Below are 24,937 nucleotides of genomic sequence, written 5' to 3'. Positions count from 1 at the left end.
TGCCCCGGGAAACCGGTCTTTATGGGGCCAACGCGCGTGCCAGCGCGTGCTACAACCCCCCAATGTTTGCCAATTTGTTGCGCGCCGGGGTTCTGGCACTGATCGGTTTGGCGGCGGGCGGGTCGCTCGCCGCGCCGCCCGTGGCCGGCGGCGAGCCGGTAGGCTTCGGCCTCATCGTTGGCTACCGCGAGGGCGTCAACCCGCTGAGTCGGGAAGAGACGGACCGCGGTCCCTGGGCCGATCGCCGCGCCCGCATGGCCAGTGCCTGGCAGCGCGCCACCCAGCGCTCGCGCGAGCGCACGCAACAACTGGCGCGCGACACCGGGGTGCGCGCGGCCTCCGTGGGCGAGGCGGGCCGCGCCGCGTTGTTGCGCTTCGACCGGCCGATGAAGGGCCAGGACCTGGCCGACGCGATGCGCCGCGTGCGCTTGCACCCCGATGTGGCTTGGGTGGAGCCCAATGTGCTGGTGCAGCGGCAGGCGGTGCCGAACGACGCGGGCTACGGCAACCAGTGGTATCTGCGCGGCCCTGCAGACGCCATTCCCGAGGTGGCAGGGCTCAACCTGACGCCCGCCTGGGATCTGCATACCGGCCTCAACTCCACCGTGGTCGCGGTGGTCGATAGCGGTGTGCGGCTGGACCACTCGGACCTGGCCGGCAAGCTGCTGCCCGGGTACGACTTTGTCAGTGAGTTGCACGTGGCCAACGACGGCGATGGCCGCGACGCCAACCCCAGTGACCCGGGCGATTGGGTGTCGCCCACCGAGCGCAGCAACAATCCTCTGTTCGCGGCTTGCGAGGTGGGTTTCAGCTCCTGGCACGGCACCTTCATTGCCGGCCAGATCGCGGCGGCGACAGACAATGGCCAGGGCGTGGCGGGCGTCAACTGGCAGGCGAAGATCCTGCCCGTGCGCGTGTCGGGCAAGTGCGGCGCGCTGGTGTCCGATCTGCTCGACGGTGTGCGCTGGGCCGCTGGCCTTCCGGTGGCCGGCGCACCCGCGAACCCCAATCCCGCGAAGGTGATCAATCTGAGCTTCAGCGGCGGCGCTGCTTGCAGCGCGGCCTACCAGGACGCAGTGGACGACGCGAGCGGCGCCGGCGCCCTGCTGGTGGTGGCTGCTGGCAATCAGTCGGCACCGCTCACGCGCCCGGCCGACTGCGACGGCGTGATGGCCGTGGCGGCGGTGCGGCGCGATGGCGCCAAGGCCGACTATTCCAGCTTCGGCAGCAAGGTAGCCCTGACGGCGCCCGGTGGCTCCCTGGAGAACTTTCCGAACAATCTGCTCTACGCCACGTCGGACTCGGGCTTCACCAACCCGGGCGTCGAGACCTATGGCTACAAGCAGGGCACCAGCTTCTCAGCGCCTTTGGCCGCAGGCGTGGCCAGTCTGATGCTCGCCCGCAATCCCGCCCTGACGCCCCGGGCCCTGATGGAACGGATGCAGGCTGGCGCGCGGCCGCACCAGCAACCCCTGGGGCCGGCGGGGCCTGTCTGCAGTGCCGTCAACACTCAGGTGTGCCATTGCACACCGGACACCTGCGGTGCGGGTTTGCTGGACGCCCATGCCGCGATGCAACTTGCGATCGGTCCGGCTGCGGTCATCCAGCCTGTGGGCACCGTGGTGCCGGGCGCCGTCATCACGCTCGACGGGCGCTCCAGTGTGGCGCTGGGGGGCGCGACCATCGCGAGCCACCAATGGTCACTGGACAGCGGTCCTGCGGTCGTGATCCCGAACGGAACGCAGGCCCTTACCACCCTGCAACTGCCCTCGGTAGAGGGTCGCTGGGTGTTTCGCCTCACGGTCACCGACAGCAATGGCGACGACGGCAGCGACGCCATCGTTGTGCGGGCCGTGGCGCCTCCGCCTCCGCCTGCTGCGGCGGGTGGCGGCGGCGGCTCCTTCGGTGGCTGGTGGGGATTGGCGCTGATGCTCTGGAGCGCCAGCCTGATACGGGCGAATCGCCGTCGCTGAAGCGCGGCAAGGATCAAGCGCAGCGCTGCAGGCTGCGCCCCGCCATCGCCGGCCCCAGACCCTCGATCCGCGCGCGCAGCGTCTCTCCGATGGCCGGCAGTCGCAGCGAGTAACTCACGCTCTCGGCCCGTTCCTGCACCACGCGCGCGGTGCGCACGTTGCGCCGTTCGGCCTGCTGCAGACCTTCCTGCGCAGCCTCCTCGCTCGAGAAAGTGCCCAGCGCAATGCCGGGTGCCAGGCCGCTGGTGTTCACGTCGCGAAAGTCGATGCCCAATCCACGCAGCTCGGCCTTCTTGCGGTTCGCCTGTTCGGCGTTGTCGTAGCGCCCCATGTAGACGATCCAGCGGCCGGGGGTGCGGATCTCGCTGAGTTGCCAGTCGCCCGTGCCCAGCCCGAGCAGGCGCAGCTCCGCGCGCAGCAACTCGGCCTGTTCGGGGGTAAAGCCGTTGGCCTGCCAACAGGCGCGCGGCTCGTTGGTGGGGGACGGGCTGGCGGGTGCCGATGCCGTGGCCGGTGCGGGGGCTGGCGCACCCGCGGGTGGGGGAGCAGGCGGGGCTGCCGGTTCGACGGTGGGGCTCGGTGCCGGTGGCGCGGGCGGCGCAGGGCGCGGTGGCACGTTCGCCGGCGGCTCGGCGCCGCGCGGCCCATTGAGCAGGCGCACGTTCTCCGGCGCGATCTGCTTCGTCAGGCGTTGCGGTTCGCGCGGGTCGCTCGGCGGCGGAAAGCCGATCGCCCCGAGATGGCCCTGCGTCCACGCGAAATACAGGCCATTGGCCACCAGCAGCACCGCGACCGCCCACCTCAGCATGGGCGCACGCTCACTTCCGCGCTGTCCACGCGGCGCAACTGGCCGTTCACGCGCACCAGCAGCGCACCGTCCTCGGCCACGCCGCAGGCGGTGCCTGTGGTGCCGTCGCTCAGGCGCAGCTCGCGGTCCTTCAGCGCGTCGCGTGCGGCGTAGCGCGCCGCAAAGGGCGTGAAGCCTTCGGCTGCGAATCGCTGCACGTCGCGCACCAGGGGCGGCACCAGACGCGCGAGCAACTCGGCGGCGGTCACGCCCATTTCCACTTCGGCCAGGCCGGCTGGCGGCATGGCGCCCATCGGGCCGGCCGGTGCATGGGCCAGCGCGGCCTCGGCCGGCCGCGCCACGTTGATGCCCACGCCGATCACCACCGATCGCGGGCCCCCGCGCTCATCGGCGTGGCCCGCCGTCTCCACGAGGATGCCGCCGAGCTTGCGGCCCATGAGCCAGAGGTCGTTGGGCCACTTCAGCCGCACGTCCGCGTGCAACTGCTCGGCCAGGCTCAGCCCCACGGCGAGCGACAGGCCCGACCAGCTGCGCGGCGCGAGCGACAGACCCAGCGAAAAGGTGAGCGACTGGCCGGCGCGGCTGTGCCAGCCCCGCCCGAGGCGGCCGCGTCCGGCGGTCTGGCGCTCGGCCACCAGCAGCACCGGGTCCAGCGGCGCGGTGCGCGCGCGGCGCATGAGTTCGGTGTTGGTGGAGTCGATCTCTTCCACCACTTCGACAGTGAATCCGGGCAGGTCGGGCACCACCGCCTGCCAGATGGCCTCGGCGCCTCCCGCGAGCGAGGCCACGGCGGTCATCTGTCAGCCCAGCTTGGTGGCGCGCCCGCCGCGCTTGGGCGCCAGCAGCGTGCCCCGGCACTTCTTGGCACCGCACCAGCAGGGGTACTGCGCCTTCAGCTTGGGCGTCAGCGGTTCGTCGATGACGAGTCCGTAGTCGTAGAAGAGTTCTTCGCCGGCGGCGATGGCGCGCAGCGAGCGGATGAACACGCGCCCGTCTTCGATGTCGGCTTCGCAGTTGGGCTTGCAACTGTGGTTGATCCAGCGCGCCGAGTTGCCGCCGTACTTGGCGTCGATCACGTGGTCTTCGTCGATGTGGAAGTAGAACGTGTGGTTGGGGTCGCTCGGGTCGTGCGGGTGGCGGTCCAGCGCCTCGGCCCACGTGATGATCTCGCCGGTGTATTCGATCAGCGTCTCGCCCGGGGCCAGGTCCACCAGCGCGAAGACGCCCTTGCCGTGCACGCCCGAGCGGCGGGTCTGGATGCGGCGCGCGTCGCCGGTCTTGGCCGCGGCCGGCTGGCGTGCCGATGGTTTGCGAGCGGTTTTCGTCACGTCGATTTTCTTTGGTAAGGTTGTTTTGTGCGGGTGCGCGCGTGGGTGCGCGCACGACAAGCGCGCGCACGTGTGTGTGCGCGCCCGCGTGTATGGGAGCGGATTGTAGAGATGAAAACCCTGGTCATTGCCGAGAAGCCGTCCGTGGCGCAAGACATCGTCCGCGCCCTGACGCCGGTCGCGGGCAAGTTCGACAAGCACGACGATCACTTCGAGAACGATCGGTACGTGGTCACGTCCGCCGTGGGCCATCTGGTGGAAATTGCCGCGCCCGAGCAGTTCGACGTCAAGCGCGGCAAGTGGAGCTTTGCCCACTTGCCGGTGCTGCCGCCGTACTTCGAACTCAAGCCGATCGACAAAGCGAAGTCGCGCCTGAATGCCGTGGTCAAGCTGGCCAAACGCAAGGACGTCACCGAGCTCATCAACGCCTGCGACGCGGGTCGCGAAGGTGAGCTGATCTTCCGCTTGATCGAACAGTACGCGGGTGGCCTGAAGGGCGGGCAGTACCAGGGCCTGGGCAAGCCGGTGCGCCGCTTGTGGTTGCAGTCCATGACGCCCGCCGCCATCCGCGAGGGCTTCGAGCGCCTGCGCAGCGACGCGCAGATGCGCGGCCTGGCCGACGCGGCGCGCAGCCGCTCCGAGGCCGACTGGCTGGTGGGCATCAATGGCACGCGCGCCATGACGGCCTTCAACTCGCGCGACGGCGGCTTCTTCCTGACCACCGTCGGCCGCGTGCAGACGCCCACGCTGTCCATCGTGGTCGAGCGCGAGGAGAAGATCCGCGCGCACAAGCCGCGCGATTACTGGGAGATCCACGCCAGCTTCCTCGCCGAGGCCGGCGAGTACCCGGGCAAGTGGTTCAATCCCGACTTCAAGAAGCCCACGGGCGAGGATGCCGACGCCGACCTGCGCGCCGACCGCGTGTGGAGCCTGCAGGAGGCGCAGGCCATCGTCGACGCGGTGCGTGGCAAGGCCGCCAGCGTCAAGGAAGAGAGCAAGCCCACCACCCAGGCCTGCGGCCAGCTCTACGACCTGACCAGCCTGCAGCGCGAGGCCAACGGCCGTTTCGGTTTCTCCGCCAAGACCACCTTGCAACTGGCGCAGAGCCTGTACGAGCGCCACAAGGCCCTGACCTATCCGCGTACCGATTCGCGCGCCCTGCCCGAGGACTACCTGGGCACGGTGAAGGACACCTTCGAGATGCTGGCCGGCAGCGGCATGGGGCATCTGGCACCGCACGCGAAGACGGCGCTGAGCAACGGCTACATCAAGCCCAGCAAGCGCATCTTCGACAACAGCAAGGTGTCGGACCACTTTGCCATCATCCCCACGCTGCAGGCGCCGCACGGCCTGAGCGAGGCCGAGCAGAAGCTCTACGACCTGGTGGTGCGCCGCTTCATCGCGGTGTTCTTTCCCAGCGCCGAGTTCCTGGTCACCACGCGCATCAGCTCCGTGCTCAATCACCACTTCAAGACCGAAGGCAAGGTGCTGGTGAAGCCGGGCTGGATGGCCGTGTACGGCAAGGAAGCCGCCGAGGACGTGGAGGGCGCGCAAGCCGGCGACAAGGGCCAGAACCTGGTGCCGGTGCGCGAAGGCGAGACGGTTCGCACCGAGTCGGTGGAGCACAAGGGCCTGCAGACCCGGCCGCCCGCGCGCTACAGCGAAGCCACGCTGCTGGCCGCCATGGAAGGCGCGGGCAAGCTCATCGATGACGAAGAGCTGCGCGAAGCCATGCACGAGAAGGGCCTGGGCACGCCGGCCACGCGCGCGGCCACCATCGAAGGCCTGCTGGCCGAGAAGTACATGCTGCGCGAAGGCCGCGAGCTCATTCCGACCGCCAAGGCCTTCCAGCTCATGACGCTGCTGCGTGGCCTCGAGGTGGAAGACCTCTCCAAGCCCGAGCTCACCGGCGAGTGGGAATACAAGCTGGCGCAGATGGAGCACGGCAAGCTCTCGCGCGACGCCTTCATGGCCGAGATCGCGGCCATGACCGAGCGCCTGGTGAAGAAGGCCAAGGAGTACGACCGCGACACCGTGCCGGGCGACTACGCCACGCTGTCCACGCCCTGCCCCAACTGCGGCGGCGTGGTGAAGGAAAACTACCGCCGCTTCGCCTGCACTGGCGCCAACGGTGCCAGCGAGGGCTGCGGCTTCTCGTTCACCAAATCGCCCGCGGGCCGCACCTTCGAAACAAGCGAGGCCAACGATTTCCTGCGCGACAAGCGCATCGGTCCGCTGGAGGGTTTCCGCTCCAAGGCGGGCTGGCCCTTCGTGGCCGAACTCGCGCTCAAGTACAGCGAAGAAGACCGCAACTGGAAGCTCGAATTCGACTTCGGCGACGACCGCAAGGACGAGGAGACCGGCGAGCTGGTCGATTTCTCCGGCAGCGAATCCCTGGGCGCCTGCCCCAAGTGTGGCGGCGCGGTGCACGAGCACGGCGCCAACTACGTGTGCGAGCGCGCCGTGCCCACCGCGCAGCAGCCCACGCCGAGCTGCGACTTCAAGAGCGGCAAGGTCATCCTGCAGCAGCCCGTGGCGCGCGAGCAGATGAGCAAGCTGCTGGCCACCGGCAAGACCGACCTGCTCGACAAGTTCGTCTCCATGCGCACGCGCCGCCCGTTCAAGGCCTTCCTGGCCTGGGACGCCGAGGCCGGCAAGGTGAACTTCGAGTTCGAGAAGCGCGATAGCAAGTACCCGCCGCGCAAGGGCGCCCCGGCGCGTCCCGCGGCCAAGGCCGCCGCACCCGCGAAGAAGGCTGCGGCCAGGAAGGCCCCGGCCGCCAAGAAGGCGCCCGCCGAGAAGAAGGCCCCGCGCAAGACCACGGCCGTAACCGGCAAGCAGCCCAGTGCCGTGCTGGCGGCAGTCATCGGTGAAGGCCCGGTGTCGCGGCCCGAGGTGGTCAAGAAGCTGTGGGACTACATCAAGGCCAATGGCCTTCAGGACCCGGCGGACAAGCGCCGCGTCAAGGCCGACGCCAAGCTGCGCCCCGTGTTCGGCAAGGACGCGGTCACCATGTTCGAGATCGCCGGCCTGGTCGGCGACCACCTGAGCTGAATTCAACCCAAACCTGGAGACGGACCCAATGAGCCTCAAGCTGTACTACGCGCCCGGCGCGTGTTCCTTCGTGCCGCACAGCGCCCTTGAACTGGCGGGTGCCAGCTTCGAGCCCGCGCTGATCAAGCTGCACAAGGCCGAGCAGCGCGCGCCCGAGTACCTCGCCATCAACCCGCGCGGCCAGGTGCCGGTGCTGGTGGATGGCGACGAGGTCATCACGCAGATCCCGGCCATCGTGCTCTACCTCGATGGCAAGTTTCCCGACGCCGGCCTGCTGCCCGCCTCCGGCGTGGCGCGCTCGCGCGCGCTGCAGACCCTGGCCTGGATGAACAACACCGTGCACCCCACCTTCACGCACGTGTTCATGCCGCAGAAATTCACGGCCGACGAGGCCGCGCAGAAGGCCGTGAAGGCGCACGCGGTGGAGACCTACCGCGGTCTGCTCACCGAAATCGAGGCGCTGGCGCAGAAGGCCAGCCCCTGGCTGAGCGGCGACAAGCCCGGCGCGCTCGACGCCTACGCGCTGACACTGCTGCGCTGGGGCGGCTTTGCGGGCATCGACCCCAACAGCCTGCCCGCCACCTGGGCGCTGGTGCAGCGCTTCGCGGCGCTGCCGGCGGTGGCGCGCGCGATCGAGCGCGAGCGACTGGAATTGAACGTCTACAAAGGCTGAAGCGACGCCCGGCGGGCGGGCCTCACTCGCCTGCCTGCTTCGCCACGAAGCGCACCGACACGCGCAGCCCCGGGCGGGCGCGCTCCGGGTGCGCGTCTTCCATGTGCACGGTGGCGCCGTGCTGCTGCGCGATCTCCTGCACGATGGCCAGGCCCAGGCCCGAGCCGTCGACGTCGGTGCCCAGCGCGCGGTAGAAGGGCTGCATCACCAGTGCCCGCTCGCTCAGCGGGATGCCCGGGCCGTTGTCCTCCACCTGCACGAGCTGCACGCCGCTGAAGCGGTCCACGAGCACGCGCGCCGTCACCACGCCCTTGGGCCCGCCGTAGGCCATGGCGTTGTCCACCAGGTTGCGCACCATCTCCTGCAGCAGCGTGGGGTTGCCGGTGAGCTGCAGTTCCTCGGGCACCTCGCTGTCGCCTTCCACGCCGAGGTCGATGCCCTGCTCCAGGGCGCGCGGCACCGTGTCGCGCACCACGGCGGCCACCAGCCGCGCCAGGTCCACGCGCGCGCTGGGCAGGGTGCGGCCCGTGGTCTCGGCCCGCGCCAGGGCCAGCAACTGGTTCACCGTGTGCGTGGCGCGTGCGCTGGAGCGCGCGATCTGCTGCAGCGAGCCGCGCAGCCCCGCCGGATCGGACTCGCGCTGCGCGAGCTCGGCCTGCATGCGCAGGCCGGCCAGCGGCGTCTTGAGCTGGTGCGCTGCGTCGGCGAGGAAGCGGCGCTGCGTGGTCAGCGACACTTTCAGCCTGGCCAGCAGGTCGTTGATGGAGGACACCAGCGGCGCCACCTCTTGCGGAATGTCGGCCTCTTCGATGGGGCTCAGGTCGTCCGGACGGCGCGCGCGGATGCGCTGCTCCAGGTCCGACAGCGGGCGGATGCCGCGCACCAGCGCCAGCCACACCAGCAGCACCGCCAGCGGCAGGATCACGAACTGCGGGACCATCACGCCCTTGATGATCTCGTTGGCCAGCGTGGAGCGCCGCCCCGTGGTCTCGGCCACCTGCAAGAGCACCGGGCGCAGCGGGTCGGGCCGCGCGAGCCAGGTGTAGGCCACGCGCACCGCGTCGCCGCGCAGCACGTCGTCGCGCTGACGGATGCGGCCGGCCTCCGGCACCTCGTCGGCGGGTGGCGCGGGCAGGTCGAATTCACCGCTGACGAATTGGCCTCGGGCGTCGGCGAGCTGGTAGTACACGAGATCGGAATCATCGGCGCGCAGCAAATCGCGCGTCTGCGGGTCGAGCGCGAAGCGCAAGCTGCCTTCCTCCACCACCACCAGCTGCGCCAGCGCCTGCAGGTTGTATTCGAGCGCCCGGTCGAAGGGCTTGTTGGCAATGCCCTGGGCCACCACCCAGGTAAGCGCGAGCGACAGCGGCCACAGCAACAGCAGCGGCGTGAGCATCCAGTCCAGGATCTCGCCGAACAGGCTGCGCTGCTCGCGCTGGAACAGGCCGAAGGAGATCGGGGTGGTGTTGTGGCGCGCCGCGCGTTCGTCCGGCGCGGGGTGGGTCACACCTTCTCCAGGCAATAGCCCAGGCCGCGCACCGTGGCGATGCGGATCGGGCCCTTCTCGATCTTCTTGCGCAGGCGGTGGATGTAGACCTCGATCGCGTTGGTGCTGACCTCCTCGCCCCATTCGCACAGGCGCTCGACGAGCTGGTCCTTGCTGACCAGGCGGCCCGCGCGCTGCAGCAGCACCTCGAGCAGGCCCAGTTCGCGCGCCGACAGCTCCACCAGCTTGCCGTCGATGGTGGCCACGCGGCCGGCCTGGTCGTACTCCAGCGGGCCGTGGCGGATGAGGTTGGTGCTTCCGCCCATGCCGCGGCGCGTGAGGGCGCGCACGCGCGCCTCCAGTTCCTGCAGCGAAAAGGGCTTGGCCATGTAGTCGTCGGCACCGACGTCCAGGCCTTTGACGCGCTCCTCCACACTGTCGGCCGCGGTGAGGATGAGCACCGGCATGGCCGAGCCGCGCGAGCGCAGGCGCTTGAGCACTTCCAGGCCGTGCAGGCGCGGCAGGCCCAGGTCGAGGATGAGCAGGTCGAACTCGTTGTTGGTCATCAGGGCCGCGTCGGCCTCGGTGCCACTGGCCACGTGATCGACCGCCGCACCGGCCGCGCGCAGGCTGCGCAGCAGGCCGTCGGCCAGCACGTGGTCATCCTCGGCGATCAGGATGCGCATGGCTTGTCTCCTCAGGTCGTGGCGCATTGTAGGGACGGCGCCCTGTGACGGTGGGGCGCATCAGGCCTGCGCATAGGCCTCCAGACCGATGGCCACCACCGTGGCGACCTCCTGGCCCACCTGGGCGGCGAACTCGGCCTCGGCCCGGGCCACGGCGCGGCGGAAGGCATCCAGCCAGAGCAGGCCATCGGGCGTGAAGGCGATGCGCCGGGCCCGCGCGTCCAGGGGGTCGTTCTCGCGCCGCACCAGGCCCCAGGCCTCGCACTGTGTGACGAGGTCGCCCATGGCCTGCTTGCTCATGCCGGCGGCCTGCGCGAGTTCGGTGAGCCGCGAGCCGCGCAGCGACAGGTGCCGCGTGATGTGCACGTGCGCCGCGCCCACCTGCTGGCGCGCCGCCAGGTTGGACAGTGCCAGCGGCACCTCGGCGTCGTGCGCCATCAGGTGCAGCACGCGGGCGTCGAAGCGGCGCAGGGCTTCGCCCAGCAGGCGGCCCAGGTGGCCGCCCCGCCAGCGGTCGTCGGGTGAGGAAATCATGGTGATGGATTGTCAGGCAAACTGACCAAAATTTGCCTTGCCGGCAAGCAATGAACCGCTAAACTGCTGGGCATGCATCCAGTACTGGATGTGATCACAGATCCCGGAAGTCAACACCCACTCACCGCTCAGGAGCCATCAATGGACGCACCCGTGAAAAACGCCGCCCTCAACAGCGAAAAGGCCAAGGCCCTGCAGGCCGCGCTGGCCCAGATCGAGAAGCAGTTCGGCAAGGGCACGATCATGAAGCTCGGCGAAGGCGAGCAGATCGAGGACATCCAGGTTGTCTCCACCGGCTCGCTGGGCCTGGACATCGCCCTGGGCGTGGGCGGCCTGCCGCGCGGCCGTGTGATCGAGATCTACGGCCCGGAATCGTCCGGCAAGACCACGCTCACCTTGCAGGTCATCGCCGAGATGCAGCGCCTCAACGGCACCTGCGCCTTCGTCGACGCCGAGCATGCGCTGGACGTGCAGTACGCGCAGAAGCTCGGCGTGAACCTGCCCGAGTTGCTCATCAGCCAGCCCGACACCGGTGAACAGGCGCTGGAAATCGTCGACTCGCTGGTGCGCTCCGGCGCGGTCGATCTGGTCGTCGTCGACTCGGTGGCCGCGCTCACGCCCCGGGCCGAGATCGAAGGCGAGATGGGCGACCAGCACCCCGGCCTGCAGGCCCGCCTGATGAGCCAGGCCCTGCGCAAGCTCACGGGCACCATCAAGAAGTCCAACTGCACGGTCATCTTCATCAACCAGATCCGCATGAAGATCGGCGTGATGTTCGGCAACCCCGAGACCACCACCGGCGGCAACGCGCTCAAGTTCTATGCATCGGTGCGCCTGGACATTCGTCGCACCGGCACCATCAAGAAGGGCGACGACGCCATCGGCAACGAGACCAAGGTCAAGGTGGTGAAGAACAAGGTCTCGCCGCCGTTCAAGACGGCCGAGTTCGACATCCTCTTCGGCGAAGGCATCAGCCGCGAGGGCGAGATCCTCGACCTGGGCGTGGTGCACCGCGTGGTCGAAAAATCCGGCGCCTGGTACGCCTACAACGGCGAGAAGATCGGCCAGGGCCGCGACAACGCGCGCGAGTTCCTGAAGGAAAACGTCGAGCTGCGCGTGGAGATCGAGAACAAGGTGCGCGAGGCCCTGGGCGTGCCGCTGCTGCCGGTGGACGGCGCAGCCGGTGCCGAGGAGGCCGCGCCGGCCAAGGGGCGCAAGTCGAAAGCCAAGGCCGACGCCGCTGACGCCGAAGCGGCCGACGCCTGAGCGCCGTGGGCTTCGAAAAGCCCTCGCTCAAGGGCCGCGCGCTGCGGCTGCTGGCGCAACGCGAGCATTCGCGCGCCGAGCTGCAGCGCAAGCTCGCCGCGCACGAGGAATCGCCCGGTGAACTCGCGCGGGCGCTCGACGAACTGCAGGCCAAGGGCTTCATCGACGAGCGGCGCGTCATCGAATCGGTGATCCACCGCCGCGCCGCGCGCCTGGGGGCCTCGCGTGTGCGGCAGGAGCTGCAGGCCAAGGGCCTGCCAGCCGAAGCGGTGGCGCAGGCGGTGGGCGAGCTCCGCGGCAGCGAGGTCGAGCGCGCGCGTGAGGTCTGGCGCAAGAAATTCGGCCGCCCGCCCACCGATGCGACGGAGCGTGCGAAGCAGATGCGCTTTCTGGCTGCGCGCGGCTTCGGTGGCGAGGCGATCCGCCGGGTGGTGACGGGCGCCGACGATGACCTGGCTTAAAGCCCCAGCATGAGCTTGAGGTTCTGCACCGCGGCGCCGCTGGCGCCCTTGCCCAGGTTGTCCAGGCGCGCGATGAGCAGCGCGTGGCGATGGGCCTCGTTGGCGAATACGCGCAGCTCGATCAGGTTGGTGTCGTTGAGCGCGGTGGCGTCGAGCTTGCCGTCCTCGGTGGGCGGCAGCACCTTCACGAAGCCGCCCGCGGCCGCGCTCGCGGCGTAGTGCTTCACCAGCGCATCGTGGAGGTCGGCGGCCTTGGGCTTGCCGGGCAGGCTGTCCAGGTGCAGGGGCAGATGCACCAGCATGCCCTGGCGGAAATTGCCCACGGCGGGAATGAAGATGGGGCGCTGCTTGAGGCCGGTGAGCGCCATGATCTCGGGCAGGTGCTTGTGCGACAGGCCCAGCGCGTAGGCCTCGAACAGGGGGGCGGTGCCTGCCTCGTAGGCCTCGATCATGGAGCGGCCGCCCCCCGAGTAGCCGCTGACCGAGGGCAGGGTCAGCGGGAAGTCGGTGGGGATCAGACCGGCATCTACCAGGGGCCGGATGAGCGCGATGGCGCCCGTGGCGTAGCAGCCGGGGTTGGCCACGCGGTCGGCCTGCTGGACGGCGGCCGTTTGCGTGGCGGTGAGTTCGGGGAAGCCGTAGACCCAGCCGGGTGCGGTGCGGTGCGCGGTGGAGGCGTCGATGATGCGCGGCTTCTTGCCGCTCAGGCCATCGACCATCGCGACCGACTCGCGTGCCGCGTCGTCGTGCAGGCACAGGATCACGAGGTCGGCTTGCGCCATCAACTCGCGCTTGGCCTCGGGGTCCTTGCGGCGCTCGGGCGCGATGCTGAGCAATTGAACGCCCGGCTCCTTCACGAGCCGCTCGCGGATCTGCAGGCCGGTGGTGCCGGCTTCGCCGTCGATGAAGATCTGGTGGGCCATGCGCGAATCCTGTGGCGATGCGGGTCGGCGGGCCTCGGGACGGCGCCCGCCGTGAACCGGTTTGGTGCGATGCACCATGATACAGTCCCCGGTTGCTCCGTCCGTGAGCCCGTCCATCCGCCGCCGCTGCCGCGCCGGACACACGATCCATCCCTGAGAGAGACCTCATGAAGATTCACGAATACCAAGGCAAGGAAATCCTGCGCCAGTTTGGTGTGCCCGTGCCGCGCGGCATTCCCGCGTTCACGGTGCAAGAGGCGGTGGAAGCCGCGCAGAAGCTCGGCGGACCCGTGTGGGTCGTCAAGGCGCAGATCCACGCGGGTGGTCGCGGCAAGGGCGGCGGCGTGAAGGTGGCCAAGAGCATCGATCAGGTGAAAGACCTGGCGGGCCAGATCCTGGGCATGCAGCTCAAGACCCACCAGACCGGCCCCGAGGGCCAGAAGGTGCGTCGCCTCTACATCGAAGACGGCGCCGACATCCAGAAGGAGTACTACCTCTCCGCCGTGACCGACCGCGGCACGCAGAAGGTGGCCTTCATCGCCTCCAGCGAGGGCGGCATGGACATCGAGGAAGTGGCGCACGCCACGCCCGAGAAGATCGTCAAGGTCTTCGTCGACCCGCTGGTGGGCTTCACCGACGCGCAGGCCAAGGAACTCGCCCAGGGCATCAACCTGCCGGCCGACTCCGAAGCGCAGTTCGCCGACATCTGCAAGAAGCTCTACAAGTGCTACATGGACACGGACGCTTCGCTGGTCGAGATCAACCCGCTCAACCGCGACAGCAAGGGCAACATCATTGCCCTGGACGCCAAGTTCAACTTCGACTCCAACGCCCTGTTCCGCCATCCCGAGATCGTGGCCCTGCGCGACCTCGATGAAGAGGATCCAGCCGAGATCGAGGCCTCCAAGTTCGACCTTGCCTACATCAGCCTCGACGGCAACATCGGCTGCCTGGTGAACGGCGCCGGCCTGGCCATGGCGACCATGGACATCATCAAGCTGTTCGGCGGCGAGCCGGCCAACTTCCTCGACGTGGGCGGCGGCGCCACCACGGAGAAGGTGACCGAGGCCTTCAAGATCATGCTCAAGAACGACAAGGTGAAGGCCATCCTGGTCAACATCTTCGGCGGCATCATGAAGTGCGACACCATCGCCACCGGTGTGATCACCGCCTGCCGCGCGGTGAACCTGAGCGTGCCGCTGGTGGTGCGCATGAAGGGCACCAACGAAGAACTGGGCAAGAAGATGCTGGCCGAATCCGGCCTGCCCATCATCAGCGCCGACTCGATGGCCGAAGCGGCCCAGAAGGTCGTTGCCGCCGTCAAAGCCTGAGGAGCCAACATGTCGATCTACATCAACAAAGACACCAAGGTCATCACCCAGGGCATCACGGGCAAGACCGGCCAGTTCCACACCGAGAAGTGCCAGGAATACGCGAACGGCAAGCACTGCTTCGCCGCCGGCGTGAACCCCAAGAAGGCGGGCGAGTCGATCTTCAACATCCCGATCTACGCCTCGGTGAAGGAAGCCGCCCAGCAGACCGGCGCCACCGTGTCGGTGATCTACGTGCCGCCCGCGGGCGCCGCCGCCGCCATCTGGGAAGCCGTCGAGGCCGACCTGGACCTGGCGATCTGCATCACCGAAGGCATCCCCGTGCGCGACATGCTGGAAGTGCGCAACAAGATGAAGGCCAAAGAAGCCAAGGGTGGCAAAAAGACCCTGCTGCTGGGCCCCAACTGCCCCGGCCTGATCACGCCCGACGAGATCAAGATCGGCATCATGCCCGGCCACATCCACCGCAAAGGCCGCATTGGCGTGGTGTCGCGTTCGGGCACGCTGACGTATGAAGCCGTGGCCCAGCTCACCGAGATCGGCCTGGGCCAGTCCAGCGCGGTCGGCATCGGTGGCGACCCCATCAACGGCCTCAAGCACATCGACGTCATGAAGGCCTTCAACGACGACCCCGACACGGACGCCGTCATCATGATCGGCGAGATCGGCGGCCCCGACGAGGCCGAGGCCGCCATGTGGTGCAAGGCGAACATGAAAAAGCCCGTCGTCGGCTTCATCGCCGGCGTCACGGCGCCCCCCGGCAAACGCATGGGCCACGCCGGCGCGCTCATCAGCGGCGGCGCCGACACGGCCGACGCCAAGCTGGCCATCATGGAAGAGTGTGGCTTCAAGGTCACGCGCAACCCGTCCGAGATGGGCAAGCTGCTCAAGTCGCTGATCTGAGCGGCCTGAAGGGATGTGCAAAAGGCAACGCGCGCGTTGCCTTTTTTTTTCGGCTGTTGCGCGCAACGTGACGCTTGTCACCGATGCTGCTTGTCCTGCCCCGGGTGCTTGAAACAAAATGCAACACCTGTCGGGCGGCGTCTGCCGCTTGTCCTTCCAACCCTGCGTGAGGCCGATGATTCGACGGCTCGCACGTCGTCGCGAGTCTCGTCTGGAACGCCTCCGTGTCTGCCATTGAACCGCCATCTCCTGTGGGCCGCTTCCGCCTTCGGCGCACTCAGCCCCTGCGGTCGTCCGCCGACGAACGCCCCTCCATCCGCCCACCGGTATAACGCCTCGCACATGAATTTCGAGTTTCACGCCCTGACCGATCCTGGTCTCGTCAGGGACAACAACGAAGACTCGGTGGCGCTCGACCCCGACAACAGCCTGGCCATCCTTGCCGATGGCATGGGCGGCTACAACGCGGGCGAGGTTGCCAGCGCCATGGCCACCACCTTCATCAAGACGGAGTTGGGGCGCTGGATCGCCGAGGGCGGCTTCGAGGCCAGCGCGCGCGAGTTGAAGCGGGCGATGGAGATCTGCATCGACAACGCCAACCGGTCGATCTTCAATGCCGCCAATGCCAACCAGCAGTACGCCGGCATGGGCACCACGCTCGTGATGGGCGTCTTCCTCGACGGGCGCGTGATGATCGGCCATGTCGGTGATTCCCGCTGCTACCGCTTGCGCCGCGGCGAGTTCGTGCAGATGACGCGCGACCATTCCCTGCTGCAGGAGCAGATCGACGCCGGCCTCATCTCCATGGAGCAGGCGCAGTTCGCCACGCACCGCAACCTGGTGACGCGCGCACTGGGCGTGGAAGACACCGTGCTGCTCGAAGTCAATGAATACCGCGTCGAGGACGGCGACCTCTACCTCTTCTGCTCCGATGGCCTGAACGACATGCTCAGCGACGAACGCATCGCCGCGCTGCTGGTCACCGCCGGCACCTTGGAGGAAAAGGCAACGGCCCTGGTGGAAGCCGCCAATGGCGCGGGTGGGCGCGACAATATTTCGGTGATACTGGCGTTTGCCCGCGCCCGAGCCACCCGCCGCGGCCTGCTGTCGCGCATGCTGGGTCAATAATCGCTTCGATCCCAAATCAAGTCCAACAGGAATCCCGAGGAGTCGGCCATGCCGAAAATGATCGTTTCCATCGACGGCGTCGTCATCAAGGAGGTGCAGCTCACCAAGGACCGCACCACGCTGGGCCGCCGTCCGTACAACGACATCGTCATCGACAACCTGGCCGTCAGCGGCGAGCACGCCGTCCTTCAGATGTCCGGGGCCGACGTCTTCCTCGAAGACCTCAACAGCACCAACGGCACCTACGTCAACGGCAAGGCCATCAAGAAGCAGCAGCTGCAGGGCGGCGACACGGTCGAAATCGGCAAGTACAAGATCAAGTTCGTCAACGACGCGGCCGACTCCTACGAAAAAACCACGGTCATCAGCGGCGGCGCGGTGGTTTCTGCCGCGGCCGAGCCGGCGGCGGCCGTCAGCCTGGGTCCGGCCGCGATCAAGGTCATCAGCGGCTCGGCCGCCGGCCGCGAGGTCGCGCTGACCAAGGTCGTCACCACCATCGGCAAGCCGGGTGTGGCGGTGGCCGCCATCACCCGCCGCCCGCATGGCTACGTGGTGGCCATGGTCGAAGGCACGGTCAAGCCCACGGTCAATGGCATGCCGCTCAGCACCGACGGCATCGATCTCCACCACGGCGATCTTCTGGAGCTGGCCGGCACGCAGATGCAGTTCGTGCAGCAGTGAGGGCGTATCCCCGCACGCCCGTCCTCGGGGCTGCGCGGCTGGGTCACACGCTGGCCGGCGCCGAGAAATAAGTCACATCGCCTGCAAACCGCGGGGGGTACGCTCGGAGCCCCTGATGTTTTCCAGCCGCTGCCGATGAGGGTTCGCGTACTTGGGTGCTCAGGCGCCATCGCCCAAGGCTGCCGGACCACCGCTTTCCTGATCGACGACGACACGCTCATCGACGCCGGCACCGGCGTGGGTGATCTGAGCATCGACGAGATGCTGCGCATCAACCACGTGCTGCTCACGCACGCGCACCTCGATCACGTGGCCTCGCTGCCGCTCATGCTCGATGCGGTGGCCTCGCGCCGGCTGGCGGATGGCCGGCCCGAGCTGGCGGTGCACGCCCTCCCCGGCACCATCGCTGCCCTGCGGGCGCACATCTTCAACGACGTGATCTGGCCCGATTTCTCGCGCATTCCCTCCGAAGCCGCGCCCTTGATGCGCTTCGTGCCGTTCGACGTCGGCGATGTCGTGAGAGTCAACGGCAAATGCTTTGAGGCCTTGCCCGCCGTGCACACGGTCCCGGCGGTGGGTTTTGCCGTGGCCCGAGAGGGCGGCGGCCCGCATTGGGTGTTCAGTGGCGACACCGGCCGTAACCCGGCCTTCTGGAGCCGCGTCAACCAGTTGGACGTGGCGCAACTGGTCATTGAAACGGCTTTCAGTGACCGCGAGGCCGAACTGGCGCGCCGCAGCCAGCACCTGGCCCCGGTTCTGCTGGCCGAGGAGCTGCGCCACATCGCGCCGGGCAGCCGGTACCCGATCCACATCACCCACACCAAGCCAGCGGAAACCGATCTGATCGCCGACGACATCCGGAGCATGGCCCTGGATGCCCCGCGCGACATCCGCTGGCTAAGCGCGGGGCAGGTATTCGAGATCTGACAAATTCTGTCGCTCCAGGGTGGGGCGACAAATTTTGTTCCATCCGAAGTAGTCCAAAAGGCCGTAGTTGGGCGTCCGTGGGCCGGTCATCCACCCAGCCGACACGCTCATCTGTCACAGCCGGCTGGCACGCCATCTGCACAAGGGGATACGTCTCAACCCCAACCCCCCTTCTGGAGGAGTTCTCAATGAAGCGTACGATTCAAAAAGGTTTTACCCTCATCGAACTGATGATCGTGGTGGCCATCATCGGCATCCTGGCGGCGGTGGCGCTGCCGGCGTATCAGGATTACACCAAGCGGGCCAAGATGTCGGAAGTGATTCTGGCCGCGTCGGCTTGCCGCACCAGCGTGACGGAAATTTACCAATCGCGTACGGGGGCTTCCATGCCCGTTGCAGGCGCTTGGGGTTGCGAGGCGTCTGTGTCGACGTCCAACTACGTTCAACGGATCGCCACGAACGCCGCCGGTGCCGTGCAAGTGACCTCGCAGAACATCGGTTCTGGTGCCAACGGTACTGTGTTCTTGGTGCCGCAGATTTCTCCCGGCGGGGACACCGTTACGGCCTGGGTGTGCGGGCCGGGTACGGTGGACGCCAAGTTCCTTCCGGGATCTTGCCGAGACACCACGGTTGCAGCCACCGCTGGCCCTTTCGTCGCCACCACGCCGTAATTTGACGCCGCGAGAAAAGTACACAACGCTTGAATCAAGACGCCCCTTTGACGGGGCGTTTTCTTTGTGATGCCATACACACTCTTGCCCCTGTTCTTTCTGGCGGGTTGGGGTACCACCACCCATATTTCGCCTTGGGTCAGTTGGCACGCGGAGCTTCCGTTCTTTGTGGGGGCCATATTGATCGCATGGCTGCAAACCGGACGTCAGTGGAATTCAGGCGTATCGGGAGGGTTGATCCTCCCAGTGACCGTATGGCCGTTTGTGATCTTGATTCTGGCGACACTGGGGCAGTGGGCTGCGGGTAGGCTTGCGTACGCTGGTACTGCCTTGGTGGTGGTGCTGTACTTGGGATTGATGCTTGTGTGTCAGGTGATCGGTCGCAATGCGGATGTACGCAATGATCGAGGCGCAGGCGGCGTTGCAGCGTCGCAACTCGCGACCATTCTGGCCGGCACGCTGCTGGTTGCGAGTATCGCTTCCGTCGCACTTGCATTGGCTCAGGTCACCCAGGTTTGGGAGGGCAGTGCCTGGGTGCTTCGCACGGCGGGTATTCGCCGTCCTGGGGGAAACCTTGGACAACCCAACCACTTGTCCACGCTGCTCATGATGGGCATGGCTGCAGTTGCCTACTTTGGCGCCACGAGTCGTCTGTCGAAACTCACGGTCGCGTGCATTGTGGGCTTTCTCTGCCTTGGCTTAGCCATCACAGAATCTCGGACCGGTTTGGTTTGCTTGGTGGTGCTTTCGTTCTGGTGGGCTTGGAAGCAGCCGATGGTGGCCCCGAATGTCCCTCGCTGGATTCCGATTCCCTTTGTATCGGGCTATCTCTTCGTATTGATGATATGGCCTGAGGTCTACGAAGCTCTTGGCGGCGTACTGTATGAAGGGGCTCGGGTCGGCGCAGAAGGTGCCATTGGCGATGCGCGAATGACTATCTGGCCCCAATTGTGGAAAGCTACGGCCGCGTTTCCATGGTTAGGTTGGGGCATGCGAGAGACGACGGAGGCGCATGCGTCCGTTCTTCATGCATACGCATCAAGTCTGCCCCTCGCATACAGCCACAACATCATTCTTGATCTCGCCTTGTGGACCGGATGGCCCTTAACTTTGGCGCTGTTGCTGTTGTCCCTCTATTGGTTGTGCATGCGCACCTCGGCGATCGACGGCCCATTGGCCTGGTTTGGCATGGCCCTGGTTCTTCCGCTGGCGATACATTCACTGTTCGAGTTTCCGTTTGCCTATGCATACCTCTTGGCTCCGGCCATGCTCGGCATGGGATTGGTCGAAGCGAATGTCCCGTCGTCGGGCCCGCGACTGCGCATCCGCGCCGAATATATGGCCTTGTTGTTGGCGCCCCTCTCCGCTATTGGCGCTTGGTCTGCTATCGACTATCTTCGACTCGAGGAAGATTTCCGCGCCGCGAGATTTGAAATGCTCAAGATTGGTGCGCCGACCTCTGCGCACCAACGACCTCCGACGGTGATTCTGACGCAATTGGAAGCCGTAGTGCGCGCAGCGCGAATGAATTTGCATGACCGCATGAGCCTTGACGATCTAGAAGCGCTACGGATCGCCTCCACCCAAACCCCTTGGTCGGGCTTGCGCTACAAATATGCGCGAGCGCTGGCGCTGAATCAGCAACTGGACGCTGCGGCGAAACAACTTCAGCTTATTCGAGTTCAGTACGGCGCAGAAGTGCAGGAGGCGTTCCGTCGGCAGTTGACGGAGGATAATCGCAAGCTCGGAGTTCGAGAGGAATTACCGCAATATTGATTCAGTTCATGATGTCGATGATGCTCTTAATGGCTGCTCCCAGCGGAACCCCTTGGCGTTTCAAATTGGCAAGGGCCACTTGCTGCTCAGCCTGTTGGTAGTTGGTGCCGTGGCCTATGGCGTTCTCACGCTTTAGTACACACAGCCTTATAGGCGTGAAAAGAGTGGCAACGCGTCATGGTGATCCTGATTGTGTTGCAGGTGCTGGCGCTCGGTCATGGGCTTTGTTCGGTTTTCGTGGCGCGCCCGGTATTTGTGATCTACGAAATAGATCGATTCAGAGATATTCACGCAAACGACATTCCCTTGGAACCCATGGAAAAGGTCCATATGGGATTGGACGCGTTGCCATTGACCAGCCCCGCGCTGCCGCTGTTTAGCCGTACCAGACCGCGCAGGAGAGAGCGGAATTTACCTTTGCCGCAATTGTCGGTGTGCACAGCGGCGCGCGCTTGGACCTGCTGGTGGCGTATGCCCACTCGACAGAGGCGGTCAGACGCGCGGCGCTCCCGCATTAGCGGCTGGTGGCATCGCACCCTCAGGCTGGAGTCGCCCGAAAGGTGTTGTCTTCCGTAGAGGAGCCCGTCATTGGCTCAGGTTGGGTACCTTCCCGTCGTGGGGCGGACCTCCGGAGCACTACAGGATTGCCTTCCTTCGATCCGAAGTGATTGTGCGGGCGCTGGCAATCAGAAACTTGCTTAGCCAGTGGGGCCGGGCTCGAACGCGAACTCCCCACTCTTCCCCCCCCGCTTCTCCCTCAACCTCACCCCCCCAATCACCATTTCCCGATCCACCGCCTTGCACATGTCATAAATCGTGAGCAAGGCCACCGACGCCGCTGTAAGCGCCTCCATCTCCACCCCCGTCTGCCCCGTGCACTCCGCCGTCGCTGTGCACAGCACGCTGTGATCGGCGGCTTCCACCGTGAACTCCACCGCCACCCGCGTCAGCGCGATCGGATGGCACAGCGGTATGAGATCGCTGGTCTTCTTGGCGGCCATGATGCCGGCCAGCCGCGCCACGCCCAGCACGTCGCCCTTCTTCGCCGTGCCCGATTCGATCAACGCCAAGGTCGCCGGCTGCATGGTGATTCGTCCTTCGGCAATGGCAACACGGTGAGTGCTTGCTTTCGCGCCAACGTCCACCATGTGGGCCTGGCCCTGGGCATCGAAATGAGTGAGAGGGCTGCCGGACGGTGCCGGAGAAGAAGGGGGCTTGGACACGTTCTTGACGCCTGGTAACGCCGCTTCATGGCGGCTTTGCGCGTTCGCGCGGTGAACCGGTAAGGGGTTGGGGGCATCATACGGCCATGTTTTCGATCCCTGCGGGCCCCCGGCGGCCCCCGCGATTGGCGCTCTCGCTGCTGGCGCTCGCTCTGGCCTGGCCCGCAAGCTTCGTTCAGGCGCAGAACGATGCTGCCGCCCGCGCCGCCGCACAGCGCCCTGGCGCGAACGCCCCAGGCAACCCAGGCGGCAACCTCGCGCTCCCCAGCCTCGGCGACGGCGAAGGTCTCACCGTGTCCGCCGAGCGCCGGCTTGGCGACCGCATTGCCCGCAGCATTTACCGGGACCCGGACTACCTCGACGACCCCATGCTCGTCGACTACCTGCAGCTCCTGTGGCAACCCTTGCTGGCCGCCGCCAAGCAGCGTGGCGAGGTGCCGCCCGAGTTGGCCGAGCGCCTGGCCTGGGAGCTGATGATTTCGCGCGAGCGCAGCGTCAACGCCTTTGCCCTGCCCGGCGGCTACCTGGGCGTCAACCTGGGCCTGCTCGCGGTGACGGAGCGCCCCGAGGAGTTGGCCTCGGTGCTGGCGCACGAGCTGAGCCACGTCTCTCAGCGCCACATCGCACGCATGATGTCGAACGAGCAGCGCCTGGCGCCCTGGATGATCGGGGCCATGATCCTCGGCGCGCTGGCCGCCGGCTCCAACCCGCAAGCGGCGGGCGCCGCCATCGCGGGCGGCTCGGCGGTGGCGGCGCAGCAGTCGCTCAAGTTCTCGCGCGACATGGAGCGCGAGGCCGACCGGGTGGGCTTCGGCGTGCTGACTGGCGCGGGCTTCGACGGCCAGGGCTTCGTGAGCATGTTCGACAAGCTGGCGCAGGCCTCGCGCCTGAACGACGACGGCGCCTTCCCCTACCTGCGCAGCCACCCGCTCACGGGCGAGCGCATCGCCGACATGCAGTCGCGTTTGCCCTCGGCCGCAGCTGGCGTGGGTCCGCGTGCCGACGCCCCGCTGCGCCCCGCCGGCCTGCCATCGGCCGCGATGCACGCGCTGGCCTCGGCGCGCGCGCGCGTGCTGGCCGAGCGCAACAGCACGCGCTGGTCCGGCTGGGTGCAAATCGCGGCCGGGTCCGCGGCGAAGCCTGGTGAGCTGTATGCGGGCGCTCTGTCCGCGCAACGCCTGGGCCAGCACGATCGCGCGGCCGAACTGGCCCAGCGCCTGCGCACCGCCGTGGCCGGCAGCGACGCGCGCGCTATGGCCGATGCCCTGATGTTGGAGTTGCTGATGTTGCCCGGCGCGCCCGCCAACGCGGCGCTGTTGGCCGAGTTGCGCGACGCGGCGTTGGCCTCTGGCTCGCGCGGACCGTTGCTGCTGGGCGCTCAGGCCGCCATCGCCAGCGGCGAAGCCGAGCGCGCCGCTTCGCGCCTGCAGGTCTGGGTGGTGGACCACCCGCGCGACGCGCAGGCCTGGCAGACCCTGGCGCGCGCGCATCAGGCCCGGGGCCGCACCCTTCGCGCGGTGCGCGCCGAGGCCGAGGCGCGGGCCGCGCATTTCGACTGGGATGGCGCACTGGAGCGCCTGAAGGCCGCGCAGGCCCTGCCGCCCGCCCAGCGCAACGCCGATCCGATCGAGCTGGCCATCGTGGACAGCCGCCGCCGCGACGTGGAAGACCGCCTGCGCGAGGCAATGCGCGAAGAAGACAAGCGCTGAGCGCGCCTTACCAGGTAATGAGTGCCGCCAGCCAGTCCGGCTGCAGGCGCTGCGCGGGTGTGGCTCAGCCCAGCCGCAGGCTGCGCAGCGCCGCGTCCACCACCAGCATGATCACCGAGTAGATGATCGAGCCGAGCAGGGCCGCCCAGAACCCGGCCACATAGAAGCCGTCGAGCACGCTGGCCGCCGCCCAGAACAGCAAGGCGTTGATGACGAACAGGAAGAGGCCGAAGGTCACCACGGTCACCGGGAGCGTCAGCAGCACCAGCACCGGGCGCAGCAGCAGGTAGAACAGGCCGATCACCGCGGCGGCGATGAGCGCCGACGGGAAGCTGCGCACTTCCACGCCGCCGTACAGCCAGGCCACCAGCAGCAGCGCGCAGGCCGCCAGCATCCAGCGCAGGATCAGCCGCATGTGCGCCTCAGGCCTTCTCGGCCGCGTCGGCGCGTTGCGCCACGCGCCGGTTGTGCAGGTAGCCCAGGGTCAACACCACCACGATGGTGAGGGCCACGAAGCCCCAGTACGCGGCCATCTGCGCGAACTCGGGGCCCTTGAACCAGGGGGCCAGCAGCGCCTCGTTGACCACCATCTTGCCGGCCGTGAAGGCCAGCACACCGGCGCCGATGTACATGATGGCCGGGTACTTCTCGACCAGCTTGAGGATCAGCGTGCTGCCGAACACCACGATCGGAATGCTGATGAGCAGGCCGATGACCACCAGGTCGAAAGCGCCGCGCGCCGCGCCGGCCACGCCCAGCACGTTGTCGATGCCCATCACCGCGTCCGCGATGATGATGGTCTTCATGGCGCCCCAGAAAGTGGTGGCGGCCGGGCCGTGCTCGTCGCCGTCGCCTTCGTCCTCGGCGATCAGCTTGTAGGCGATCCACATGAGCGCGACGCCGCCGATGGCCATGAGCCCGGGGATCTTCAGCAGCCACACCACCACCAGCGTCATGGCCGAGCGCACGACGATGGCGCCAATCGTGCCCCAGACGATGGCCTTCTTCTGGTGTTCCTTGGGCAGGTTGCGCGCGGCCAGCGCGATCACGATCGCGTTGTCGCCGGCAAGCACGAGGTCGATGAGGATGATGGCCAGCAGGGCGGACCACCAGGCAGCGGACATGAATTCCATGATGAAAAGGGGCTCCAGAGGGGATGAAGTCTGAAGGTCTCGCCCGGCACCACGTGTCCGTGGGCCCAACGCGCCGGGTGCCGCGCAGCGGACACCGTATTGACGACGCGTTGACCGGCGCGGCATGACACCAGAAGGAGCCGCCGCCGCGCCCGGGAGCTACTCCCCTTCCGCGAAACCGTGGATTGTATGCGGCGATGCCAGCGGCCCGCCGGCCGGGCTCAGAGGGGAATTGCGTACGCGGTATCCCTCACCCGGCGCGG

Annotated in this window: 23 protein-coding genes; 13 read left to right on the top strand and 10 right to left on the bottom strand. The window is 67.3% G+C overall.

Annotated elements, in window-relative coordinates:
• Window positions 1-62: 62 nt before the first annotated feature.
• Window positions 63-1,973 (top strand): S8 family peptidase, encoded by a 1,911-nt coding sequence (locus GTO19_RS01425; RefSeq protein ID WP_291017014.1) that lies wholly within the window; start codon window positions 63-65, stop codon window positions 1,971-1,973.
• 13 nt (window positions 1,974-1,986) lie between these two features.
• Here GTO19_RS01425 and GTO19_RS01420 read toward each other — a convergent pair whose 3' ends face one another.
• The 3 genes from GTO19_RS01420 to GTO19_RS01410 are packed head-to-tail and all read right to left on the bottom strand — an operon-like array spanning window position 1,987 to window position 4,109.
• Window positions 1,987-2,781 (bottom strand): SPOR domain-containing protein, encoded by a 795-nt coding sequence (locus tag GTO19_RS01420; RefSeq protein WP_291017013.1) that lies wholly within the window; start codon window positions 2,779-2,781, stop codon window positions 1,987-1,989.
• Entirely contained in the window at window positions 2,775-3,578 is an 804-nt protein-coding gene (locus GTO19_RS01415; protein WP_291017010.1) for a biotin--[acetyl-CoA-carboxylase] ligase, read from the bottom strand. Before GTO19_RS01415 ends, GTO19_RS01420 begins: the two co-directional genes overlap by 7 nt.
• Before the next feature lie 3 nt (window positions 3,579-3,581).
• Entirely contained in the window at window positions 3,582-4,109 is a 528-nt protein-coding gene (locus GTO19_RS01410; protein ID WP_291017008.1) for an SET domain-containing protein-lysine N-methyltransferase, read from the bottom strand.
• A gap of 111 nt (window positions 4,110-4,220) precedes the next feature.
• Between GTO19_RS01410 and GTO19_RS01405 the strand changes: the two genes are divergently transcribed.
• Window positions 4,221-7,163, top strand: a complete 2,943-nt coding sequence (locus GTO19_RS01405) for a DNA topoisomerase III (protein WP_291017006.1) — start codon at window positions 4,221-4,223, stop codon at window positions 7,161-7,163.
• Window positions 7,164-7,191: 28 nt separating this feature from the next.
• Window positions 7,192-7,836, top strand: coding sequence for a glutathione S-transferase family protein (locus tag GTO19_RS01400; RefSeq protein ID WP_291017005.1), 645 nt, complete (start codon window positions 7,192-7,194; stop codon window positions 7,834-7,836).
• A gap of 22 nt (window positions 7,837-7,858) precedes the next feature.
• Here GTO19_RS01400 and GTO19_RS01395 read toward each other — a convergent pair whose 3' ends face one another.
• The 3 genes from GTO19_RS01395 to GTO19_RS01385 are packed head-to-tail and all read right to left on the bottom strand — an operon-like array spanning window position 7,859 to window position 10,542.
• Window positions 7,859-9,343 (bottom strand): sensor histidine kinase, encoded by a 1,485-nt coding sequence (locus GTO19_RS01395; protein ID WP_291017003.1) that lies wholly within the window; start codon window positions 9,341-9,343, stop codon window positions 7,859-7,861.
• Entirely contained in the window at window positions 9,340-10,008 is a 669-nt protein-coding gene (locus GTO19_RS01390; protein ID WP_009520702.1) for a response regulator transcription factor, read from the bottom strand. The genes GTO19_RS01395 and GTO19_RS01390 overlap by 4 nt, the downstream gene beginning before the upstream one ends.
• A gap of 60 nt (window positions 10,009-10,068) precedes the next feature.
• On the bottom strand, window positions 10,069-10,542 hold the full coding sequence (locus GTO19_RS01385; protein WP_291017000.1) for a MarR family transcriptional regulator: 474 nt from the start codon (window positions 10,540-10,542) through the stop codon (window positions 10,069-10,071).
• 141 nt (window positions 10,543-10,683) lie between these two features.
• Between GTO19_RS01385 and recA the strand changes: the two genes are divergently transcribed.
• Window positions 10,684-11,808 (top strand): recombinase RecA, encoded by a 1,125-nt coding sequence (recA, locus tag GTO19_RS01380; protein WP_291016998.1) that lies wholly within the window; start codon window positions 10,684-10,686, stop codon window positions 11,806-11,808.
• A 5-nt stretch (window positions 11,809-11,813) separates the two neighbouring features.
• Window positions 11,814-12,269: a recombination regulator RecX gene (gene recX, locus GTO19_RS01375; RefSeq protein ID WP_291016996.1), complete on the top strand. Its 456-nt coding sequence runs from the start codon at window positions 11,814-11,816 to the stop codon at window positions 12,267-12,269.
• Here recX and argC read toward each other — a convergent pair.
• Window positions 12,266-13,192 (bottom strand): N-acetyl-gamma-glutamyl-phosphate reductase, encoded by a 927-nt coding sequence (gene argC / locus GTO19_RS01370; protein WP_291016993.1) that lies wholly within the window; start codon window positions 13,190-13,192, stop codon window positions 12,266-12,268. The two genes, recX and argC, sit on opposite strands and share 4 nt — an antisense overlap.
• Window positions 13,193-13,359: 167 nt before the next feature.
• Here argC and sucC point away from each other — a divergent pair, with 167 nt between their 5' ends.
• The 7 genes from sucC to GTO19_RS01335 all read left to right on the top strand — a co-directional run bounded on the left by sucC (window position 13,360) and on the right by GTO19_RS01335 (window position 20,609).
• Window positions 13,360-14,523, top strand: coding sequence for an ADP-forming succinate--CoA ligase subunit beta (gene sucC, locus GTO19_RS01365; protein WP_291016990.1), 1,164 nt, complete (start codon window positions 13,360-13,362; stop codon window positions 14,521-14,523).
• Between the two features lie 9 nt (window positions 14,524-14,532).
• Window positions 14,533-15,426, top strand: coding sequence for a succinate--CoA ligase subunit alpha (sucD, locus tag GTO19_RS01360; protein ID WP_288253507.1), 894 nt, complete (start codon window positions 14,533-14,535; stop codon window positions 15,424-15,426).
• 342 nt (window positions 15,427-15,768) lie between these two features.
• Complete coding sequence (locus GTO19_RS01355) at window positions 15,769-16,554, top strand: Stp1/IreP family PP2C-type Ser/Thr phosphatase (RefSeq protein ID WP_291016982.1); 786 nt, start codon at window positions 15,769-15,771, stop codon at window positions 16,552-16,554.
• A 48-nt stretch (window positions 16,555-16,602) separates the two neighbouring features.
• Window positions 16,603-17,235, top strand: coding sequence for an FHA domain-containing protein (locus GTO19_RS01350; RefSeq protein WP_291016979.1), 633 nt, complete (start codon window positions 16,603-16,605; stop codon window positions 17,233-17,235).
• Window positions 17,236-17,370: 135 nt separating this feature from the next.
• Window positions 17,371-18,162 (top strand): 3',5'-cyclic-nucleotide phosphodiesterase, encoded by a 792-nt coding sequence (locus GTO19_RS01345; protein WP_291016977.1) that lies wholly within the window; start codon window positions 17,371-17,373, stop codon window positions 18,160-18,162.
• Between the two features lie 188 nt (window positions 18,163-18,350).
• Window positions 18,351-18,833, top strand: coding sequence for a pilin (locus GTO19_RS01340; protein ID WP_291016974.1), 483 nt, complete (start codon window positions 18,351-18,353; stop codon window positions 18,831-18,833).
• Window positions 18,834-18,917: 84 nt separating this feature from the next.
• Window positions 18,918-20,609 (top strand): O-antigen ligase family protein, encoded by a 1,692-nt coding sequence (locus GTO19_RS01335; RefSeq protein ID WP_291016972.1) that lies wholly within the window; start codon window positions 18,918-18,920, stop codon window positions 20,607-20,609.
• A 698-nt stretch (window positions 20,610-21,307) separates the two neighbouring features.
• On the opposite strand, the gene moaC is transcribed toward GTO19_RS01335, so the two are convergent.
• On the bottom strand, window positions 21,308-21,832 hold the full coding sequence (moaC, locus tag GTO19_RS01330) for a cyclic pyranopterin monophosphate synthase MoaC (RefSeq protein ID WP_291016968.1): 525 nt from the start codon (window positions 21,830-21,832) through the stop codon (window positions 21,308-21,310).
• A gap of 86 nt (window positions 21,833-21,918) precedes the next feature.
• Here moaC and GTO19_RS01325 point away from each other — a divergent pair, with 86 nt between their 5' ends.
• The gene (locus GTO19_RS01325) at window positions 21,919-23,541 is read left to right on the top strand and encodes a M48 family metalloprotease (RefSeq protein ID WP_291016965.1); all 1,623 of its coding nucleotides are present in this window, start codon (window positions 21,919-21,921) and stop codon (window positions 23,539-23,541) included.
• A gap of 64 nt (window positions 23,542-23,605) precedes the next feature.
• Here the strand turns inward: GTO19_RS01325 and GTO19_RS01320 are convergent, their stop codons facing one another.
• Together GTO19_RS01320 and GTO19_RS01315 are read right to left on the bottom strand one after the other, a co-directional pair.
• On the bottom strand, window positions 23,606-23,956 hold the full coding sequence (locus GTO19_RS01320) for a phage holin family protein (protein ID WP_291016962.1): 351 nt from the start codon (window positions 23,954-23,956) through the stop codon (window positions 23,606-23,608).
• A 7-nt stretch (window positions 23,957-23,963) separates the two neighbouring features.
• A complete protein-coding gene (locus tag GTO19_RS01315) occupies window positions 23,964-24,674 on the bottom strand; it encodes a TerC family protein (RefSeq protein ID WP_291016960.1) in 711 nt (236 codons plus the stop codon).
• Window positions 24,675-24,937: the final 263 nt, after the last annotated feature.

Origin of the sequence: Hydrogenophaga sp. (assembly GCF_011772445.1) — a bacterium.
Taxonomy (GTDB): Bacteria; Pseudomonadota; Gammaproteobacteria; order Burkholderiales; family Burkholderiaceae_C; genus Hydrogenophaga.
The sequence above is the reverse complement of the archived record's forward strand: the minus strand, read 5'-3'. Positions and strand labels throughout refer to the sequence as shown.